Origin of the sequence: Couchioplanes caeruleus (assembly GCF_023499255.1) — a bacterium.
GTDB classification, from domain to species: Bacteria; Actinomycetota; Actinomycetes; order Mycobacteriales; family Micromonosporaceae; genus Actinoplanes; species Actinoplanes caeruleus_A.
Genome location: NZ_CP092183.1, coordinates 6,324,924 through 6,339,884 on the forward strand (window position 1 = coordinate 6,324,924; position 14,961 = coordinate 6,339,884).

The following is a 14,961-nucleotide window of genomic DNA, read 5'->3' on the forward strand; positions in this document are numbered from 1 at the left end:
TCATGCAGACCCGCACCGACCTACGCAACGTCGCCATCATCGCCCACGTGGACCATGGCAAGACAACCCTGGTCGACGCCATGCTGCGCCAGGGGAGCCAGTCCCACGCGCGGGGCGAGATGGCCGACCGCGTCATGGACTCCATGGACCTGGAGCGGGAAAAGGGCATCACCATTCTCGCCAAGAACACGGCGATCAGCTACCGGCCCGCCGACGGCGAGCCCGTCACGATCAACATCATCGACACCCCCGGCCACGCGGACTTCGGCGGCGAGGTCGAGCGCGGCCTCACCATGGTCGACGGCGTCGTGCTGCTCGTCGACGCCTCCGAGGGTCCGCTGCCGCAGACCCGCTTCGTGCTGCGCAAGGCGCTGCAGGCCAAGCTGCCGATCATCCTGGTGATCAACAAGGTGGACCGGCCCGACGCCCGGATCAAGGAGGTCGTCGACGAGACGTACGAGCTCTTCCTCGACCTCGACGCCGACGAGCACCAGATCGAGTTCCCGATCGTGTACGCCTGCGCCCGCGACGGCATCGCCTCCCTGACCCAGCCGAAGGACGGCACGGTCCCCGAGGACAGCACCAACCTCGAGGTGCTGTTCAGCACAATCCTGGAGACCATCCCGGCCCCGACCTACACCGAGGGCGCGCCGCTGCAGGCGCACGTCGTCAACCTCGACGCCTCCAACTTCCTCGGCCGGCTCGCGCTGTGCCGGGTGCACGAGGGCACCATCCGCAAGGGCCAGACCGTGGCCTGGTGCAAGACCGACGGCACGATCAGCAACGTGCGCATCTCCGAGCTGCTGATCACCGAGGGCCTCGAGCGCAAGCCGGCCGAGAGCGCCGGCCCGGGCGACATCATGGCCGTCGCCGGCATCGCCGACATCATGATCGGCGAGACCCTGGCCGACGCGGAGAACCCGATCCCGCTGCCGCTGATCAGCGTCGACGAGCCGGCCATCTCGATGGTCCTCGGCACCAACACCTCGCCGCTGGTCGGCAAGGTCAAGGGCAGCAAGGTCACCGCCCGCATGGTCAAGGACCGGCTGGACCGCGAGATGATCGGTAACGTCTCCCTGCGGGTCCTGCCCACCGAGCGCCCGGACGCCTGGGAGGTCCAGGGCCGCGGCGAGCTCGCCCTCGCCATCCTGGTCGAGCAGATGCGCCGCGAGTCCTACGAGCTCACCGTCGGCAAGCCGCAGGTGGTCACCAAGGTCATCGACGGCAAGATCCACGAGCCGGTCGAGCGGCTGACCATCGACGCCCCCGACGAGTACATGGGCGCGATCACCAGCCTGCTGTCCACCCGCAAGGGCCGTATGGAAGAGCTGATCAACCACGGCACCGGCTGGCTGCGCATGGAGTGGCTGGTCCCGGCCCGCGGCCTGATCGGCTTCCGCACGGAGTTCCTCACCGAGACCCGCGGCACGGGCATCATGCACCACATCTTCGAGGCGTACGAGCCGTGGTTCGGCGAGCTGCGCACCCGCCAGAACGGCTCCCTGGTCGCCGACCGGGCCGGCGTGGTCACCGCGTTCGCCATGACCAACCTGCAGGAGCGCGGCCAGCTCTTCGTGGAGCCCACCACCGAGGTGTACGAAGGCATGATCGTCGGCGAGAACAGCCGCCAGGACGACATGGACGTCAACATCACCAAGGAGAAGAAGCTCACCAACATGCGCTCGTCGACCGCCGACGAGACGGAGAAGCTGATCCCGCCGCGCAAGCTGTCCCTCGAGCAGGCCCTCGAGTTCTGCCGCGAGGACGAGTGCGTCGAGGTCACCCCCGCGGCCGTCCGGATCCGCAAGGTCGTGCTCGACCAGCAGACCCGAGGCCGCGCCGCCGCGCGCCGCAAGCACCAGCAGTAACCCACCCGCGGGTACGGCGCCCACCGCCGTACCCGCGCAAGGCCGTGACAGAGGCCCGCGCCCACCGCCAGGTGACCGCGGGCCTCTCCCGTCTCGGAGCCTCACATCCCAGATGCGTCCCGCGTCCGTCCCGCGCCTCGCGTCCGTCCCGCGCCTCGGAGCGTCGCCACGTCTCCGGCGTCCCGCGCCTCGGAGCGTCGCCACGTCTCCGGCGTCCCGCGCCTCGGAGCGTCGCCACGTCTCCGGCGTCCCGCGCCTCGGAGCGTCGCCACGTCTCCGGCCTCGGAGCGTCGCCACGTCTCCGGCGTCTCGCGCCTTGGGGCTTCTCCACGTCTCGGGGCGTCTCGCGGGTTCCCGCATCGCCCCGATCGTTCCCCGCGTCAGGCTTTCCCTGCGTCGGGTGCTTGCCTGGCTGGCCGCTTTCTGCCCACGCCCTTGGGCCGCGGCCTTGCTCGCCCGCGCCTGGGCTCGCCCGCGTCGCCCGGCCTCGTCGGCGTCGCCTGGCCTCGTCGGCGTCGCCCGGCCTCGTCGGCGTCCAGCGGTCGCGGGCCTTGCCTGCCTCACGTGCCTCGCCGGCTTTGCCTGCCCCGCTGGCCTTGCCTGCCCCGCCGGTGGCGGGCGCTCGCTTGCTCAGGCCGGGGTGTTGAGCAGCTCTTTCTTGCGGTCGCGGGACGACTTCGCGAGGCTCGCGACCGTGGCGACGCCCAGCGTGCCGATGATGACCAGCAGCGACAGCCAGATCGGGATCTCCGGCGCCCAGTGCAGGCCGTGGCCGCTGTTGATGAACGACAGCGAGTTGGTGTGCAGCGCCTCGAGGAACAGCTTCACGCCGATGAACGCGAGCACGAACGCCAGCCCGATGTTGAGGTAGACGAGGCGCTCCAGCAGGCCGCCGAGCAGGAAGTACAGCTGGCGGAGACCCATCAGGGCGAAGACGTTGGCCGTGAAGACCAGGTACGGCTCCTTCGTGATGCCGAAGATCGCCGGGATCGAGTCGAGCGCGAAGATGAGGTCGGTGGTGCCGATGGCGATCATCACGATGAGCATCGGCGTGAACAGCCGCCGCCCGGTGTCGGTGACGACGGTCATCCGCCCGCTGTCGAACGAGCTGGAGACCGGGAAGATCCGCTTCGCCCAGCGGATCAGGATGTTCTCCTTGAACTCCTCCTCGCCGTCACCGCCCCGCAGCAGGGTGATCGCGGTGTAGACCAGGAACGCGCCGAAGATGTAGAACACCCACGAGAACTGCTGGATGAGCGCGGCGCCGGCGGCGATGAACGCGCCGCGCATGACCAGCGCCAGCACGATGCCGATCAGCAGCACCTTCTGCTGGAACTGCCGGGGCACGTTGAAGCGCGCCATGATGATCATGAAAACGAACAGGTTGTCGACGCTCAGCGAATACTCGGTGAGCCACCCGGTGTAGAACTCCCCCGCGGGCGTCCACCCGGCGACCAGCCCTAGCCCCGCCCCGAACACCAGCGCCAGGCCGATGTAGAACGCCACCCACGTGCCGGCCTCACGCATCGACGGCTCATGCGGCCGCCGCCCGACGATCAGCAGATCGACGGTGAGCATGACGACGAGGGCACCGAGGGTGGCGAACCAGACCCAGGCATGCACGTTCAATGAGGACCTCCGGCAGACACGGTTCATCGCCGCGCCGGCTCGAGATGCCGGAGCAGCGACGTACGGCTGTCGGAGGTCTCTTCCGCCCCCGCCCGAGAACCCGCATCCGGTGAGACGCCCCCGCCAGCCGACCGGCGCCCCGCGCTGAGCAGGCACCTCCCGAACCGACCAGGCCCGTCACACGCCGAAACGCGTCAAGCGAGAACCACCGGCCCCGGGCGCGCCCCGAAGGACGCAGACCGTGCTGACGAGACCGGCGCAGAGGAATACTCCCCTCCTACGCGAGCCATTGTGTCGCATGTCAGGGGTGAGTGACACATCGACCCGAGGAATCGTGTCCATACTCTCGCCTGGTGGCGTTCGGGAGCAGGACATCGGGCATCAGGCGCCTCAAAGGGCACAGCGGGCGGCCGGCTCGGGCGGCGAGCAGGATGCTCCGTCCAGGCCGTGAGCGCAGCGCTTCCTGTTCATCGCGGAGGCCGCGGTGAACCACATGGACTTGCCGATGTCTCGCGCGGGCGGCCCGCCTGTGCGGCGGGTCTGGGCAGCAATGCTTCGTCGGCGTCAGCGGTGCGGTGCATCCGACCGCACACCCTGTAATTCGTCCTAGGAGGCTAGCCTCATTGCTATGGCTTCCCGTCCGGGTCCACCCGTCGCGGGCGAGGATCTCCTCACCAAGCCGCGAAGCGAGCCCGCCGCCCTCGATGTTCGAACCCCAGCCGCCGGTACAGCTCCACGGCAGGATTGTCGACGTTGACATCGAGCCACACCTCGGCCTCGCCGTCACGCCGCATCCGTCGGAGCGCCTCGCACACCAGCGCGCCGCCGAGGCCTCGTCCGCGGGCCGCCGGTACCACGCCGACCTGCACGATCCACCCCACCGCAGCCGTCACGAACCCCGCGTCACCTACGCCCGGAACCGACGCGAGCAGCGACCAGCCCGGCCGGAAGTCCTCATCCACCACCGCGGCCGTCCACTGCTCCGCGCTCCACCCCGGAAATCCCGGCCGGTCGCGGAACGCAGCGTCATAAACCCGGAAGAAACGCCCCGCGGTCTCCGCCGACCATTCGGACAGGTGGGTCCCCTCAACCCACCCCCTTTCGGGTACGCCGTCAGCCACGTCGATGCGCATGACGTCCTCGGCGAACACCTGCCGCAGCCCGCGATCGGCGAAGAGACGTTCGGCCGTACCCGTCAAGGATTCGGTCTCGACCGTGACCCGACCGCCCAGTCGGCGCCCCTCGGCCAGCCCCCAGTCGACCAGCCGGCCGCCCAGACCCGACGACCGGTGAGCCGGGTCCACCATCCCCCCGAAGACCGCGCCGTGCGCCCAGGCCTCCCCGTCCCCGGGCGCCGGCCGAAGTGCACCGGCGGCTACGAGCTCACCGCCCGGGCTCCTCGCCTGCAGAGCGACTACGGCATCGCCAGTCCACCGGCTCCGCAGGAATGCCGGATCCGAGGCGAGCGGCAACCCGCCGTCGACGGCCAGGCAGCGCGCGGCGAGCTCGGCCAGTTCGGGCATGTCGGTGAAAGGGGCGTCGGTCCAAGTCACGGCCTCATGCGCAGACACGGCGGTCACGCTAGCGACATCGCAGCCCGGACCCCAGAGATTTACCGCGGCGACGTGCTCGGGAGGCCTTCTGGATGTGTCCGTGAACGCGCACCGCTCGGCCGCGTGCGGCTGTCTCGAGACTTGGGTCCAGCACCCGGCGACGCGCTCAAGGCACCTGGCCCCGTGCTCAGGGAACCGGGCAGTTGACGCCGGCACTGCACCGGGCATCGGCTCGGGGCCAGCCGGCAGCAGCTCGAGGCGACGGCCGGCGGCTCGGCGTAGGGAGCAGCGGCCCGGCGCAACGGCCGACGACCCGGCGTAGGCGGCACCAGCTCGAGAAGACGGCCGAGCGCCCGGCACAGCGGCGGACAGCCCGGCGTAGGCGGCCCCCGCTCGAGACAGCAGCCGACCGCCCGGCTTAGGGGGCAGCGGCCCGGCACAGCGGCCCGGCGCAGCGGCCGTAGCCCAGGGCAACGGCCCGGCGCAGCGGCATGCGGGTCCGCACAGGCGTCGCGTAGCCGGCAGGGCGGCCCGGCCGGCGCGAAAGGGTGAACACGACAGCGACATGGCAGCCCGGCCGGCGCCAAGGGTGAACACGACAGCGGCAAGGCAGCCCGGCCGGCGCCAAGGGTGAACACGACTGCGGCAAGGCAGCCCAGCCGGCGCCAAGGGTGAACACGGCGCCGTCTGGGCAGCCCGGCCGGTGGCGAGGGTGAGGTCGGCAGCGGCTGGGGGCGGCGCTTACTTCACGCCGGCTACGTCCATGCCTCTCAGTTCCTTTTTCAGTTCGGAGACTTCGTCGCGGATGCGGGCTGCGAGTTCGAATTGGAGTTCGCGGGCCGCGGCCAGCATCTGGTCGTTGAGGTCCTGGATGAGCTGGGCGAGTTCGGCGCGGGCCATGCCTTCGCGGGCGGGGGCCGAGCCGGCGCGGGCCTTCGAGCGGGTTTCCGGGACCGGGGCTTTGCCTCGGGACATCTGGCGGCCCGCGCCGCCGACGACGTGGCCGCCGATGGCCGTGTCGGTGTCCTCGGCCTCGCGGTAGATGTCGTCGAGGATGTCGTGGATCTTCTTGCGGAGCGGCTCCGGGCTGATGCCGTGGGCCTTGTTGTGGGCGATCTGCTTGGCTCGGCGGCGGTCCGTCTCCTCGATGGCGTCGCGCATCGACGGGGTGATCTTGTCGGCGTACATGTGGACCTGGCCGGAGACGTTACGGGCCGCGCGGCCGATGGTCTGGATCAGCGAGCGGCCGCTGCGGAGGAAGCCCTCCTTGTCGGCGTCCAGGATCGCGACCAGGGACACCTCGGGCAGGTCGAGGCCCTCGCGGAGCAGGTTGATGCCGACCAGCACGTCGTAGTCGCCCTTGCGCAGCTCCTTGAGCAGCTCCACGCGGCGCAAGGTGTCGACCTCGGAGTGCAGGTAGCGGACCCGGATGCCGTTCTCGAGGAGGTAGTCGGTCAGGTCCTCGGCCATCTTCTTGGTGAGGGTGGTGACCAGGACACGCTCGTCGCGGTCGGTCCGCTCCTTGATCTCGTGCATCAGGTCGTCGATCTGGCCCTTGGTGGGCTTGACGACCACTTGGGGGTCGACCAGGCCGGTGGGGCGGATGACCTGTTCGACGTACTCGCCCTGGGCCTGCCCCATCTCCCACGGGCCGGGGGTCGCGGACAGGAACACCATCTGGCCGACGCGCTCCAGGAACTCGTCGAAGCGCAACGGCCGGTTGTCGGCGGCGCTCGGGAGCCGGAAGCCGTGCTCGATGAGGATCCGCTTGCGGGAGGCGTCGCCCTCGTACATGCCGCCGATCTGGGGGATCGTCACGTGCGACTCGTCGATGACGGTGACGAAGTCGTCCGGGAAGTAGTCGAGCAGCGTGTACGCGGGGTCACCGTACGACCGGCCGTCCATGTGCATCGAGTAGTTCTCGATGCCGTTGCAGAAGCCGACCTGGCGCATCATCTCGATGTCGTACGTCGTGCGCATCCGCAGCCGCTGCGCCTCCAGCAGCTTGCCCTGGCGCTCCAGCTCGGCCAGGCGCTCGGCGAGCTCGGCCTCGATGTCGCGGATGGCGCGCTCCATGCGCTCCGGGCCGGCCGCGTAGTGCGTCGCCGGGAAAATCACCAGCTGGTCGACCTCACGGACGATCTCGCCGGTGAGCGGGTGCAGGTAGTAGAGCTTCTCCACCTCGTCGCCGAAGAGCTCCACGCGCACGGCCAGCTCCTCGTACGCCGGGATGATCTCGAGGGTGTCCCCCCGGACCCGGAACGTGCCCCGCTGGAAGGCCATGTCGTTGCGCGAATACTGGATGTCGACGAGGCGGCGCAGCAGCTTGTCGCGGTCGACCTCCTGGCCGACCTTCACCTTGACAGCGCGCTCGAGGTATTCCTGCGGGGTGCCCAGGCCGTAGATCGCGGAGACCGTGGCGACCACCACGACGTCGCGCCGCGTGAGCAGGGACATCGTCGCGGAGTGACGCAGCCGCTCGACCTCCTCGTTGACCGACGAGTCCTTCTCGATGTAGGTGTCGGTCTGCGCGATATACGCCTCGGGCTGGTAGTAGTCGTAGTAGCTGACGAAGTATTCGACCGCGTTGTGCGGCATGAGCTCGCGGAACTCCTTGGCGAGCTGCGCGCACAGGGTCTTGTTGGGCGCGAGCACGAGCGCCGGCCGCTGCAGCTTCTCGATGAGCCACGCGGTGGTCGCGCTCTTACCGGTGCCGGTGGCGCCGAGCAGGACCGTGTGGCGGTCGCCCCGGCGCACCCGGCGCTCCAGCTCGGCGATGGCCGTGGGCTGGTCACCGGCCGGCTGGTAGTCGCTGACGACCTTGAACGTGCCGTCGAGTCGTGGGATGTCGAGCGCCATGGGGACAACCGTACGTCGGGGGTGTGACAAGTTCCGGCGACCGCGGGCGAGCGGTGTTCGCTGGGTGCACATTCGGCCCGGCCGGCAGGCATTGTCGCTGGTTGCGGGGTGGCCCTACCCTGGGTCGGTAGGCCGCTCGCGGCGGCCGCCCCGCCGATCCCGGCGCCACCACACGGCGCCACGGAGGGGCTTGAGATCGCAGCCCCGGCGTCACGTCGGTGAGCGCATCTGAGAGGACCACGCGAGACGTGGACCGGGCCGCCGCGAGCGCCCCTTCGTGTTCACGACCGCGCCGGCGGCTCCCAGCTCGTCGCTTCCGCCCAGTCCTGCGCGGCCTGCCCTTCCTCGTCGAACCACGGTTCTTTCGCCAGCGCGTACCCCTCGACGTCCGGATGGGCCGCGGCCCACTGCCGCTTCGCCGCTGCGTACCCGTCGCGGGCCTGCGGGTCTGCCCGGAGGTGGTCGCGCATCAGCAGGGCGAAGCGCCAGCCTGGGGAGCCGGTGACCCGGACGTGCAGGTTGACCGGGCGGCCCGGGTCCGCGCTGCCGTGCAGGCGCTTGGGCCAGGTCTTTCCGGGGAGCCCGCGGGCGTTGTCCCACCACTCCCCCTCGCGGCGCGGCAGGCCGGCCCCGGCGAGGGCGTCGGCGAGCTTGTCCGCCTGCTCCAGCGTGGGAACCGCGAGCATCAGGTCGATCAGATCCTTCGCCGCGAGACCGGGGACCGCCGTGGATCCGATATGGGAGACGTCGGCGGGACCCCCGAGCTGGGCGCGCAGCGCGTGGTCGATCCGGGCGATCAGCCGGGCCGCCTGAGTGGGCCAGGCCGGATCCGGCGGTACGACGCGCAGGACCTCGTCGGACGGCGCCGGCGTGCGGAGCCTCACATTCCTCTCGTACGGCGTGAGGCGCTCGTGCCACAACCGGTCCACCTGGGTCTCGAGGTCGGCCAGGGCGCCGTTGTTGTCGATCACCACGTCGCCGGCCGCGCGCCTCTCGGCGTCCGGGGCCTGGGCGGCGATCCGGGCACGGGCCTGCTCCTCGGTCATCCCCCGGCTCCGCACGAGGCGGGCGACCCGGAGCGCCGGCTCAGCGTCCACGACGAGGACCAGGTGGTACGTGGGGGTGAGCCCGGTCTCGACGAGCAGCGGGACGTCGTTGACCACGATCGCGTCGTGCGCCGCCGCGGCGGTCAGGGCGGCCGTGCGGGCCCGTACGCGTGGGTGGATGATCTGCTCGAGCTCCCGCCGGGCGGCCTCGTCGCCGAAGACGCGCGCGCCGAGGGCGGGGCGGTCGACCTCGCCGTCGACGCCCACGACGCCCGGCCCGAAGGCCTCGACCACCGCGGCGAGCCCGTCGGTGCCGGCGGCGACGACCTCCCGGGCCAGCACGTCGGCGTCGATCACGACCGCGCCGAGCTGTCGCAGCCGCTGAGCGACGGCGCTCTTGCCGGCTCCGATTCCACCTGTGAGACCCACCTTCAGCACGCCGACCAGTATCCCGGGTCGATCTTGCGCTGTCAGGTCGGCCGGTCCGCGGCTGTGGACAACGCGGCGGGTGCCGAGCTGCGGACCACGCGGCGGGTGCCGAGCTGCGGACCACGCGGCGGGTGCCGAGCTGCGGAAAAGGCGGCGGGCTCCGAGCTGTGGAAACCCGGCGAGGCCCGGCCGTCAACAACGCGGCCGGGCCCGGCTGTCAACACGCGGCAGGTGCGCGGCTGTGGACGACGCAGGCGGCGGGGGCATGCGATGAGCTGGGGAAATATCGAGCGGTCTGGGCCGAGGTGACCCGCGCGGGTGGTGTCGACCGCGGGCGCCGGCGTGGGCGTACGCGGGCATGAAAGAACCCCGCCCACCCGGCCGGAGCCGGATGGGCGGGGTTCTGCGTGGATCAGATCCGGGTCAGCTCTTGCCGCCGGCGAGCTTCTCGCGCAGAGCGGCGAGGGCCTCGTCGGTGGCCAGGGTGCCGGCCGGCTCCTCCGCCGCGCGCGCCGGGGCCGACGTGCTGGTGGAGGTGGAGGAAGACGAGGACGACGTGGTCACGCCGCCCGCCGGGGCCGGGTTGAGAGCGGCCTCGGCGTCGGCCTCGCGGGACGCCTGCACCTGCTTGGTGTGGGCCTCCCAGCGCTCGCGGGCGTCGGCGTACTGCTTCTCCCACGCTTCGCGCTGCTTGTCGAAGCCCTCGAGCCACTCGCCCGTCTCCGGGTCGAAGCCCTCCGGGTAGATGTAGTTGCCCTCGGCGTCGTAGGTGGCCGCCATGCCGTAGAGGGTGGGGTCGAAGTGCTCCTCGCCCTCCACGAAGTTCTCGTTCGCCTGCTTCAGCGAGAGCGAGATCCGGCGACGCTCCAGGTCGATGTCGATGACCTTGACCATGACGTCCGAACCGACCTGGACGACCTGCTCCGGCAGCTCGACGTGCCGCTCGGCCAGCTCGGAGATGTGCACCAGGCCCTCGATGCCGTCGTCCACGCGGACGAACGCGCCGAACGGAACCAGCTTGGTGACCTTGCCCGGCACGATCTGGTTGATCGCGTGGGTCCGGGCGAACTGGCGCCACGGGTCTTCCTGGGTCGCCTTCAGCGACAGCGAGACGCGCTCGCGGTCCAGGTCGACGTCGAGCACCTCGACCTCGACCTCCTGGCCGACCTCGACGACCTCGGACGGGTGGTCGATGTGCTTCCAGGAGAGCTCCGAGACGTGCACCAGGCCGTCCACGCCACCCAGGTCCACGAAGGCACCGAAGTTGACGATGGAGGACACGACGCCCTTGCGGACCTGGCCCTTCTGGAGCTTGTTGAGGAACTCGGTGCGGACCTCGGACTGGGTCTGCTCGAGCCACGCCCGGCGGGACAGGACCACGTTGTTGCGGTTCTTGTCCAGCTCGATGATCTTCGCCTCGAGCTCCCGGCCGACGTACGGCTGGAGGTCGCGCACGCGGCGCATCTCGACGAGGGACGCCGGGAGGAAGCCACGGAGGCCGATGTCGAGGATGAGGCCGCCCTTGACGACCTCGATGACGGAGCCGCGAACGACGCCGTCGTCCTCCTTGATCTTCTCGATCGTGCCCCACGCCCGCTCGTACTGCGCGCGCTTCTTCGAGAGGATCAGGCGGCCTTCCTTGTCCTCCTTGGTGAGGACGAGGGCTTCGATGTGGTCACCGACCGACACCACTTCCGCGGGGTCCACGTCATGCTTGATCGACAACTCACGCGAGGGGATCACGCCCTCGGTCTTGTAGCCGATGTCGAGCAGGACCTCGTCCCGATCGACCTTGACGACGGTGCCTTCGACAATGTCGCCGTCGTTGAAGTACTTGATGGTCTCGTCGATGGCTGCGAGGAAAGCTTCCTCCGAGCCAAGATCGTCGACGGTGACCTTGTTGGCGCTCGAGGTGGCCTCGATGCTGCTCGTCATGTGGACTGTTGCTCCGAACGGATGGTGTCGTGGTGTCTCTCGCGCGCCGCGGAACTGACGCCGGGCACAGCACGAACAACCGGTGATCACGACGCTGGAGCTTGGCGATCAAGCGAGGGCGATCAAACGAGCAAGATCATGCTGGGGCCGACGTCTTGCGGAACCTGCTCCCTGCCGAGGCACACGATCCGCGAGCGCATCGACTAGCTTACCGTGCGCATTACCACAGGTTGCAAGCCCTCCTGATGACCGAGGCACATTCGTCCCGGGAAAGCCGGGACCAGGGGTGTTTTGTGCCATTTCGGGGGTTCGGCGGGGCGGATCGAGGGTCGGTGAGGCCGCTGGTCGGGAGGGATGGAGCCGGCCGGGAGGGCGCGGAGCGCCGGAGGCGCGGGAGCGGGAGGCGCGGGAGCGGGAGCCGGTAGGCGGGCGCGTAGCGCCGGAGGCGCGGGAGCCGGTAGGCGGGAGCGGGAGCCGGTAGGCGGGCGGAGCGGGAGCCAGCCCGGAGGGTGCGGCGCAAGCCGGGTGGGGCTGGGCGGGTGCCGCGGCTTTCGCCGCTGGGCTGGGAGTTTGGGGAGCATCGGGTACGGGTGTGCTCAGACCGCTGGGCGGGGCCGGGCGCCGGGCTTCGCGGGGGCGCAGGCCTGAGGCGGTTTTGTCGTACTGTCCCCGTACGGTTGCCTGGTGATCGAAGCGCAACCGCCCGCTCTGCCGGGCACGCTGCGGCGGGCCGTGACCGACGACGAGAGTCGCGTCGCGAGCCGGCATTGGTGGGACCTGGACGCCGACGACTATCAGGAGGAGCACGGGGCTTTCCTCGGCGACGTGGATTTCGTCTGGTGTCCGGAGGGGCTGCGGGAGGCGGACGCGCGGCTGCTCGGCGACGTGCGCGGGCGGCGGGTGCTGGAGCTGGGGTGCGGCGCGGCGGCGGCTGCGCGGTGGCTCGACGGGCAGGGCGCCGAGGTGGTCGCGATGGATCTGAGCGGGGGGATGCTGCGCCAGGCGCGGCAGGCTTCGGACCGATCGGGGGTACGGGTGCCGCTCGTGCAGGCGGACGCCCTGGCGCTGCCGTTCGCGTCGGCCGCCTTCGACGTGGTCTGCACGGCGTTCGGAGCGATCCCGTTCGTCGCCGACTCCGGGGCGGTGATGCGGGAGGTGGCGCGGGTCCTCCGGCCGGGCGGGGCGTGGGTGTTCTCGATCACTCACCCGATGCGGTGGATCTTCCTTGACGACCCGGGCGAGGACGGGCTGCTCGCGGTGCACCCGTATTTCGACCGCCGGCCCTACGTCGAGCAGGACGGCGCCGGCTCGCCGACGTATGTCGAACAGCACCGGACCCTCGGGGACCGCATCCGCGAACTCGTCGCGGCCGGTTTCGTGCTGACCGATCTCATCGAGCCGGAGTGGCCGGAAGGGCACGAGCAGATCTGGGGCCAGTGGAGCCCGCTGCGCGGCAGGCTGTTCCCGGGCACCGCGATTTTCGTCAGTTATCGAGCCTGAACGGCGGGTACCAGCAGGTCATGAGCTTGAACAAGGGCGACAAGGTGACCTGGAACAGCCATGGCAACACGGTGCACGGGACGGTCGAGAAGAAGATCACCTCCCGTACGTCCGAGGCCGGCCGCACGGTGGACGCGTCCGAGGACGAGCCGCAGTACAAGGTCAAGAGCGACAAGACCGGGGGTACGGCGGTCCACAAGCCGGGAGCGCTGAAGGATGACAAGTGACACGTACGCGGAGTTCCGCGAAGCGGTGAACATGTCCGCCTCGGAACTCGAGAAGTGGCTGAAGACGGACGAGTCGCAGGACGTGGGCCAGAAGCCGTCGAGCGGCGCCGAATCCGTCGGCCACGACAGCGGCCGGAAGATCATCACGCTTCTGCACAAGAAGAAGTCGGACTTCGACGAAGCGGACGAGGCGCACATGCGGAAGGTCGTCGGGTACGTCCACCGGCATCTGGCGCAGCGGCCGTCGGGGGACGTCAAAGAGACGAAATGGCGGTACTCGCTGATGAACTGGGGCCACGACCCGCTCAAGAAGTAGCTTCTTCGGCGCCGCGGAGTGCAGGGCCGATGGCTGCCGGGGGACGGGACATCACGGTGTCCCGGCGGTTGCCGGGCTTCGCCGCGAGCGAGTGGCGTTTCGGCCGCCCGGGTTGTTCTCCGGCGTCGTAGCGGCCTCATGTCTCATCCGGGCGTCGTCGTCATGTCCCGTCCGGGCTTCGGCGCCACCGGGCTTCGCTGAGAGCGCCGGACAATCGGGTCCGCTCGCCGACGGGTCGGCGCGGGCCGCTGCAGACGAGCAGGGTTGCTGCTTGACCTCGACGGGAGCGGAGCCGCCCAGCATGCCGTGCGGGCGGATTTGCCGCGGACCAGGCGCGTGGTCGTCGAGGCCGGGTCATGCCCGCGCCCCGCCATGGGGGCTCGGGCCCCATGCCGGACGCCGCCCGTCACACCCGTGCGGCAATCGCCATGCCTTGGCCGCGCCGTGCTGCCGGCGCGACGGCCGGGCTTGCGCCCGTCACACCCCTGCGGCAATCGCCATGCCTTGCGGCGCCGTGCTGCCGGCGCGACGATCGGGCCTGCGCCCGTCACACCCTGCGTCATCACCATGCCTTGGCCGCGCCGTGCTGCCGGCGCGATGGTCAGGCCTGCGCCCATCACAAGCTGCAGCATCACCATGGCCAGTGACACCGTCCTGCCGGCCCGGTAGTCAAGCCGCCGCCCGTCTCGCTCTGCTCACCGTCGGGTGCTGCGCGGCCCGGGAGGTCGGTCAGATGGTGGCGGCCACGGTGCCGATGTCGAGGAGGCCGGCGAGGAGGGCGAGCGCCGCGGGTACCAGGCGGTAGTAGACCCAGGTGCCTCGTCGGTCGCTGTCCACCAGGCCCGCCTCGCGGAGGACCTTGAGGTGGTGGGAGATCGTCGGCCCGGTCAGCTTGAACGCGCCCGTCAGGTCGCAGACGCAGACCTCGCCGCCGCCCGCCGAGGCGATCATGGAGAGCAGGCGGAGGCGTACGGGGTCGCCCAGGGCCTTGAACATGGGCGCGAGGGCGCGCGCCTGGTCGGCCTCGAGGGGCCGGCGTACGACGGGTGCCCAGGCGCCCGACAGCGATGTCATGTCGAAAGAAGTGCTCGGCATGCGCCCACCCTTGCAGAGCGCGGCAAGTCATCCGAACAAGAAACTGACAACTCACTCCTCAGCGCGAGAGCGTCGTCGCCGACAGCCAGAATGCATTGTGGAACAGGGCTTTGCAGCCGGTGGGCGGGGTGGGCCGAAACGCTCGGTGGACGGAGTATTCCGAGGTGGACGGTGGTCTCGTGGCGTGGGCGGGGCGTTGAGGGCCGCTATTTGAGGTAGGCCCGAATGGGCGCGGGGGATGCCCGAAGGGACCATGGGGACCACGCATCTTCGGTACCTCAGTCGGGTGGGAGTCGGCTTCTCCCCCGACCTTGGAGCGCGGATGGTGCGGGAATTTCAACGAGTCGGAAATCCGCCACTGGGTCGTGGTCGCGGCAGGCTGCGTGCGGACAAGGGTGCCCCAGCGCTGGGCGATGCGGGCGGCAGGAGGCAGCGGCGGCGCGGCGACGATCGGCGAACGAAGGCGTGTACCCAGGCAGCTGGGCACGAAGGAGCGGGCCGGGA

10 protein-coding genes are annotated in these 14,961 nt (G+C 70.3%); 4 read left to right on the forward strand and 6 right to left on the reverse strand.

Annotated elements, in window-relative coordinates:
• Positions 1–2: 2 nt before the first annotated feature.
• Entirely contained in the window at positions 3–1,868 is a 1,866-nt protein-coding gene (gene typA, locus COUCH_RS29205; protein ID WP_249608420.1) for a translational GTPase TypA, read from the forward strand.
• A gap of 630 nt (positions 1,869–2,498) precedes the next feature.
• On the opposite strand, the gene COUCH_RS29210 is transcribed toward typA, so the two are convergent.
• The 5 genes from COUCH_RS29210 to rpsA all read right to left on the reverse strand — a co-directional run bounded on the left by COUCH_RS29210 (position 2,499) and on the right by rpsA (position 11,319).
• Positions 2,499–3,497 (reverse strand): TerC family protein, encoded by a 999-nt coding sequence (locus COUCH_RS29210; RefSeq protein WP_249608421.1) that lies wholly within the window; start codon positions 3,495–3,497, stop codon positions 2,499–2,501.
• Between the two features lie 671 nt (positions 3,498–4,168).
• Positions 4,169–5,077, reverse strand: coding sequence for a GNAT family N-acetyltransferase (locus COUCH_RS29215; protein WP_249608422.1), 909 nt, complete (start codon positions 5,075–5,077; stop codon positions 4,169–4,171).
• Positions 5,078–5,791: 714 nt separating this feature from the next.
• Positions 5,792–7,909 (reverse strand): excinuclease ABC subunit UvrB, encoded by a 2,118-nt coding sequence (gene uvrB / locus COUCH_RS29220; RefSeq protein WP_249608423.1) that lies wholly within the window; start codon positions 7,907–7,909, stop codon positions 5,792–5,794.
• A 281-nt stretch (positions 7,910–8,190) separates the two neighbouring features.
• The gene (coaE, locus tag COUCH_RS29225) at positions 8,191–9,393 is read right to left on the reverse strand and encodes a dephospho-CoA kinase (protein ID WP_249608424.1); all 1,203 of its coding nucleotides are present in this window, start codon (positions 9,391–9,393) and stop codon (positions 8,191–8,193) included.
• Between the two features lie 414 nt (positions 9,394–9,807).
• Positions 9,808–11,319 (reverse strand): 30S ribosomal protein S1, encoded by a 1,512-nt coding sequence (gene rpsA / locus COUCH_RS29230; protein WP_249608425.1) that lies wholly within the window; start codon positions 11,317–11,319, stop codon positions 9,808–9,810.
• Positions 11,320–12,003: 684 nt separating this feature from the next.
• Between rpsA and COUCH_RS29235 the strand changes: the two genes are divergently transcribed.
• The 3 genes from COUCH_RS29235 to COUCH_RS29245 are packed head-to-tail and all read left to right on the forward strand — an operon-like array spanning position 12,004 to position 13,362.
• Positions 12,004–12,819: a class I SAM-dependent methyltransferase gene (locus tag COUCH_RS29235; RefSeq protein WP_249608426.1), complete on the forward strand. Its 816-nt coding sequence runs from the start codon at positions 12,004–12,006 to the stop codon at positions 12,817–12,819.
• A 20-nt stretch (positions 12,820–12,839) separates the two neighbouring features.
• The gene (locus tag COUCH_RS29240; RefSeq protein ID WP_249608427.1) at positions 12,840–13,046 is read left to right on the forward strand and encodes a DUF2945 domain-containing protein; all 207 of its coding nucleotides are present in this window, start codon (positions 12,840–12,842) and stop codon (positions 13,044–13,046) included.
• Positions 13,036–13,362 carry a DUF3140 domain-containing protein gene (locus COUCH_RS29245; protein ID WP_249608429.1) on the forward strand — a complete coding sequence of 109 codons (327 nt, stop codon included), beginning with the start codon at positions 13,036–13,038 and terminating at the stop codon, positions 13,360–13,362. Before COUCH_RS29240 ends, COUCH_RS29245 begins: the two co-directional genes overlap by 11 nt.
• A 729-nt stretch (positions 13,363–14,091) precedes the next feature.
• Here COUCH_RS29245 and COUCH_RS29250 read toward each other — a convergent pair.
• Positions 14,092–14,436 carry an ArsR/SmtB family transcription factor gene (locus COUCH_RS29250; protein ID WP_199514631.1) on the reverse strand — a complete coding sequence of 115 codons (345 nt, stop codon included), beginning with the start codon at positions 14,434–14,436 and terminating at the stop codon, positions 14,092–14,094.
• Positions 14,437–14,961: the final 525 nt, after the last annotated feature.

Bases quoted from the DNA above. Each gene is read 5' to 3' on its own strand.
- typA (WP_249608420.1), top strand. From the start codon at position 3: ATGCAGACCCGCACCGACCTACGCAACGTCGCCATCATCGCCCACGTG.
- uvrB (WP_249608423.1), bottom strand. From the start codon at position 7,909: ATGGCGCTCGACATCCCACGACTCGACGGCACGTTCAAGGTCGTCAGC.
- rpsA (WP_249608425.1), bottom strand. From the start codon at position 11,319: ATGACGAGCAGCATCGAGGCCACCTCGAGCGCCAACAAGGTCACCGTC.
- COUCH_RS29240 (WP_249608427.1), top strand. From the start codon at position 12,840: ATGAGCTTGAACAAGGGCGACAAGGTGACCTGGAACAGCCATGGCAAC.
- COUCH_RS29245 (WP_249608429.1), top strand. From the start codon at position 13,036: ATGACAAGTGACACGTACGCGGAGTTCCGCGAAGCGGTGAACATGTCC.
- COUCH_RS29250 (WP_199514631.1), bottom strand. From the start codon at position 14,436: ATGACATCGCTGTCGGGCGCCTGGGCACCCGTCGTACGCCGGCCCCTC.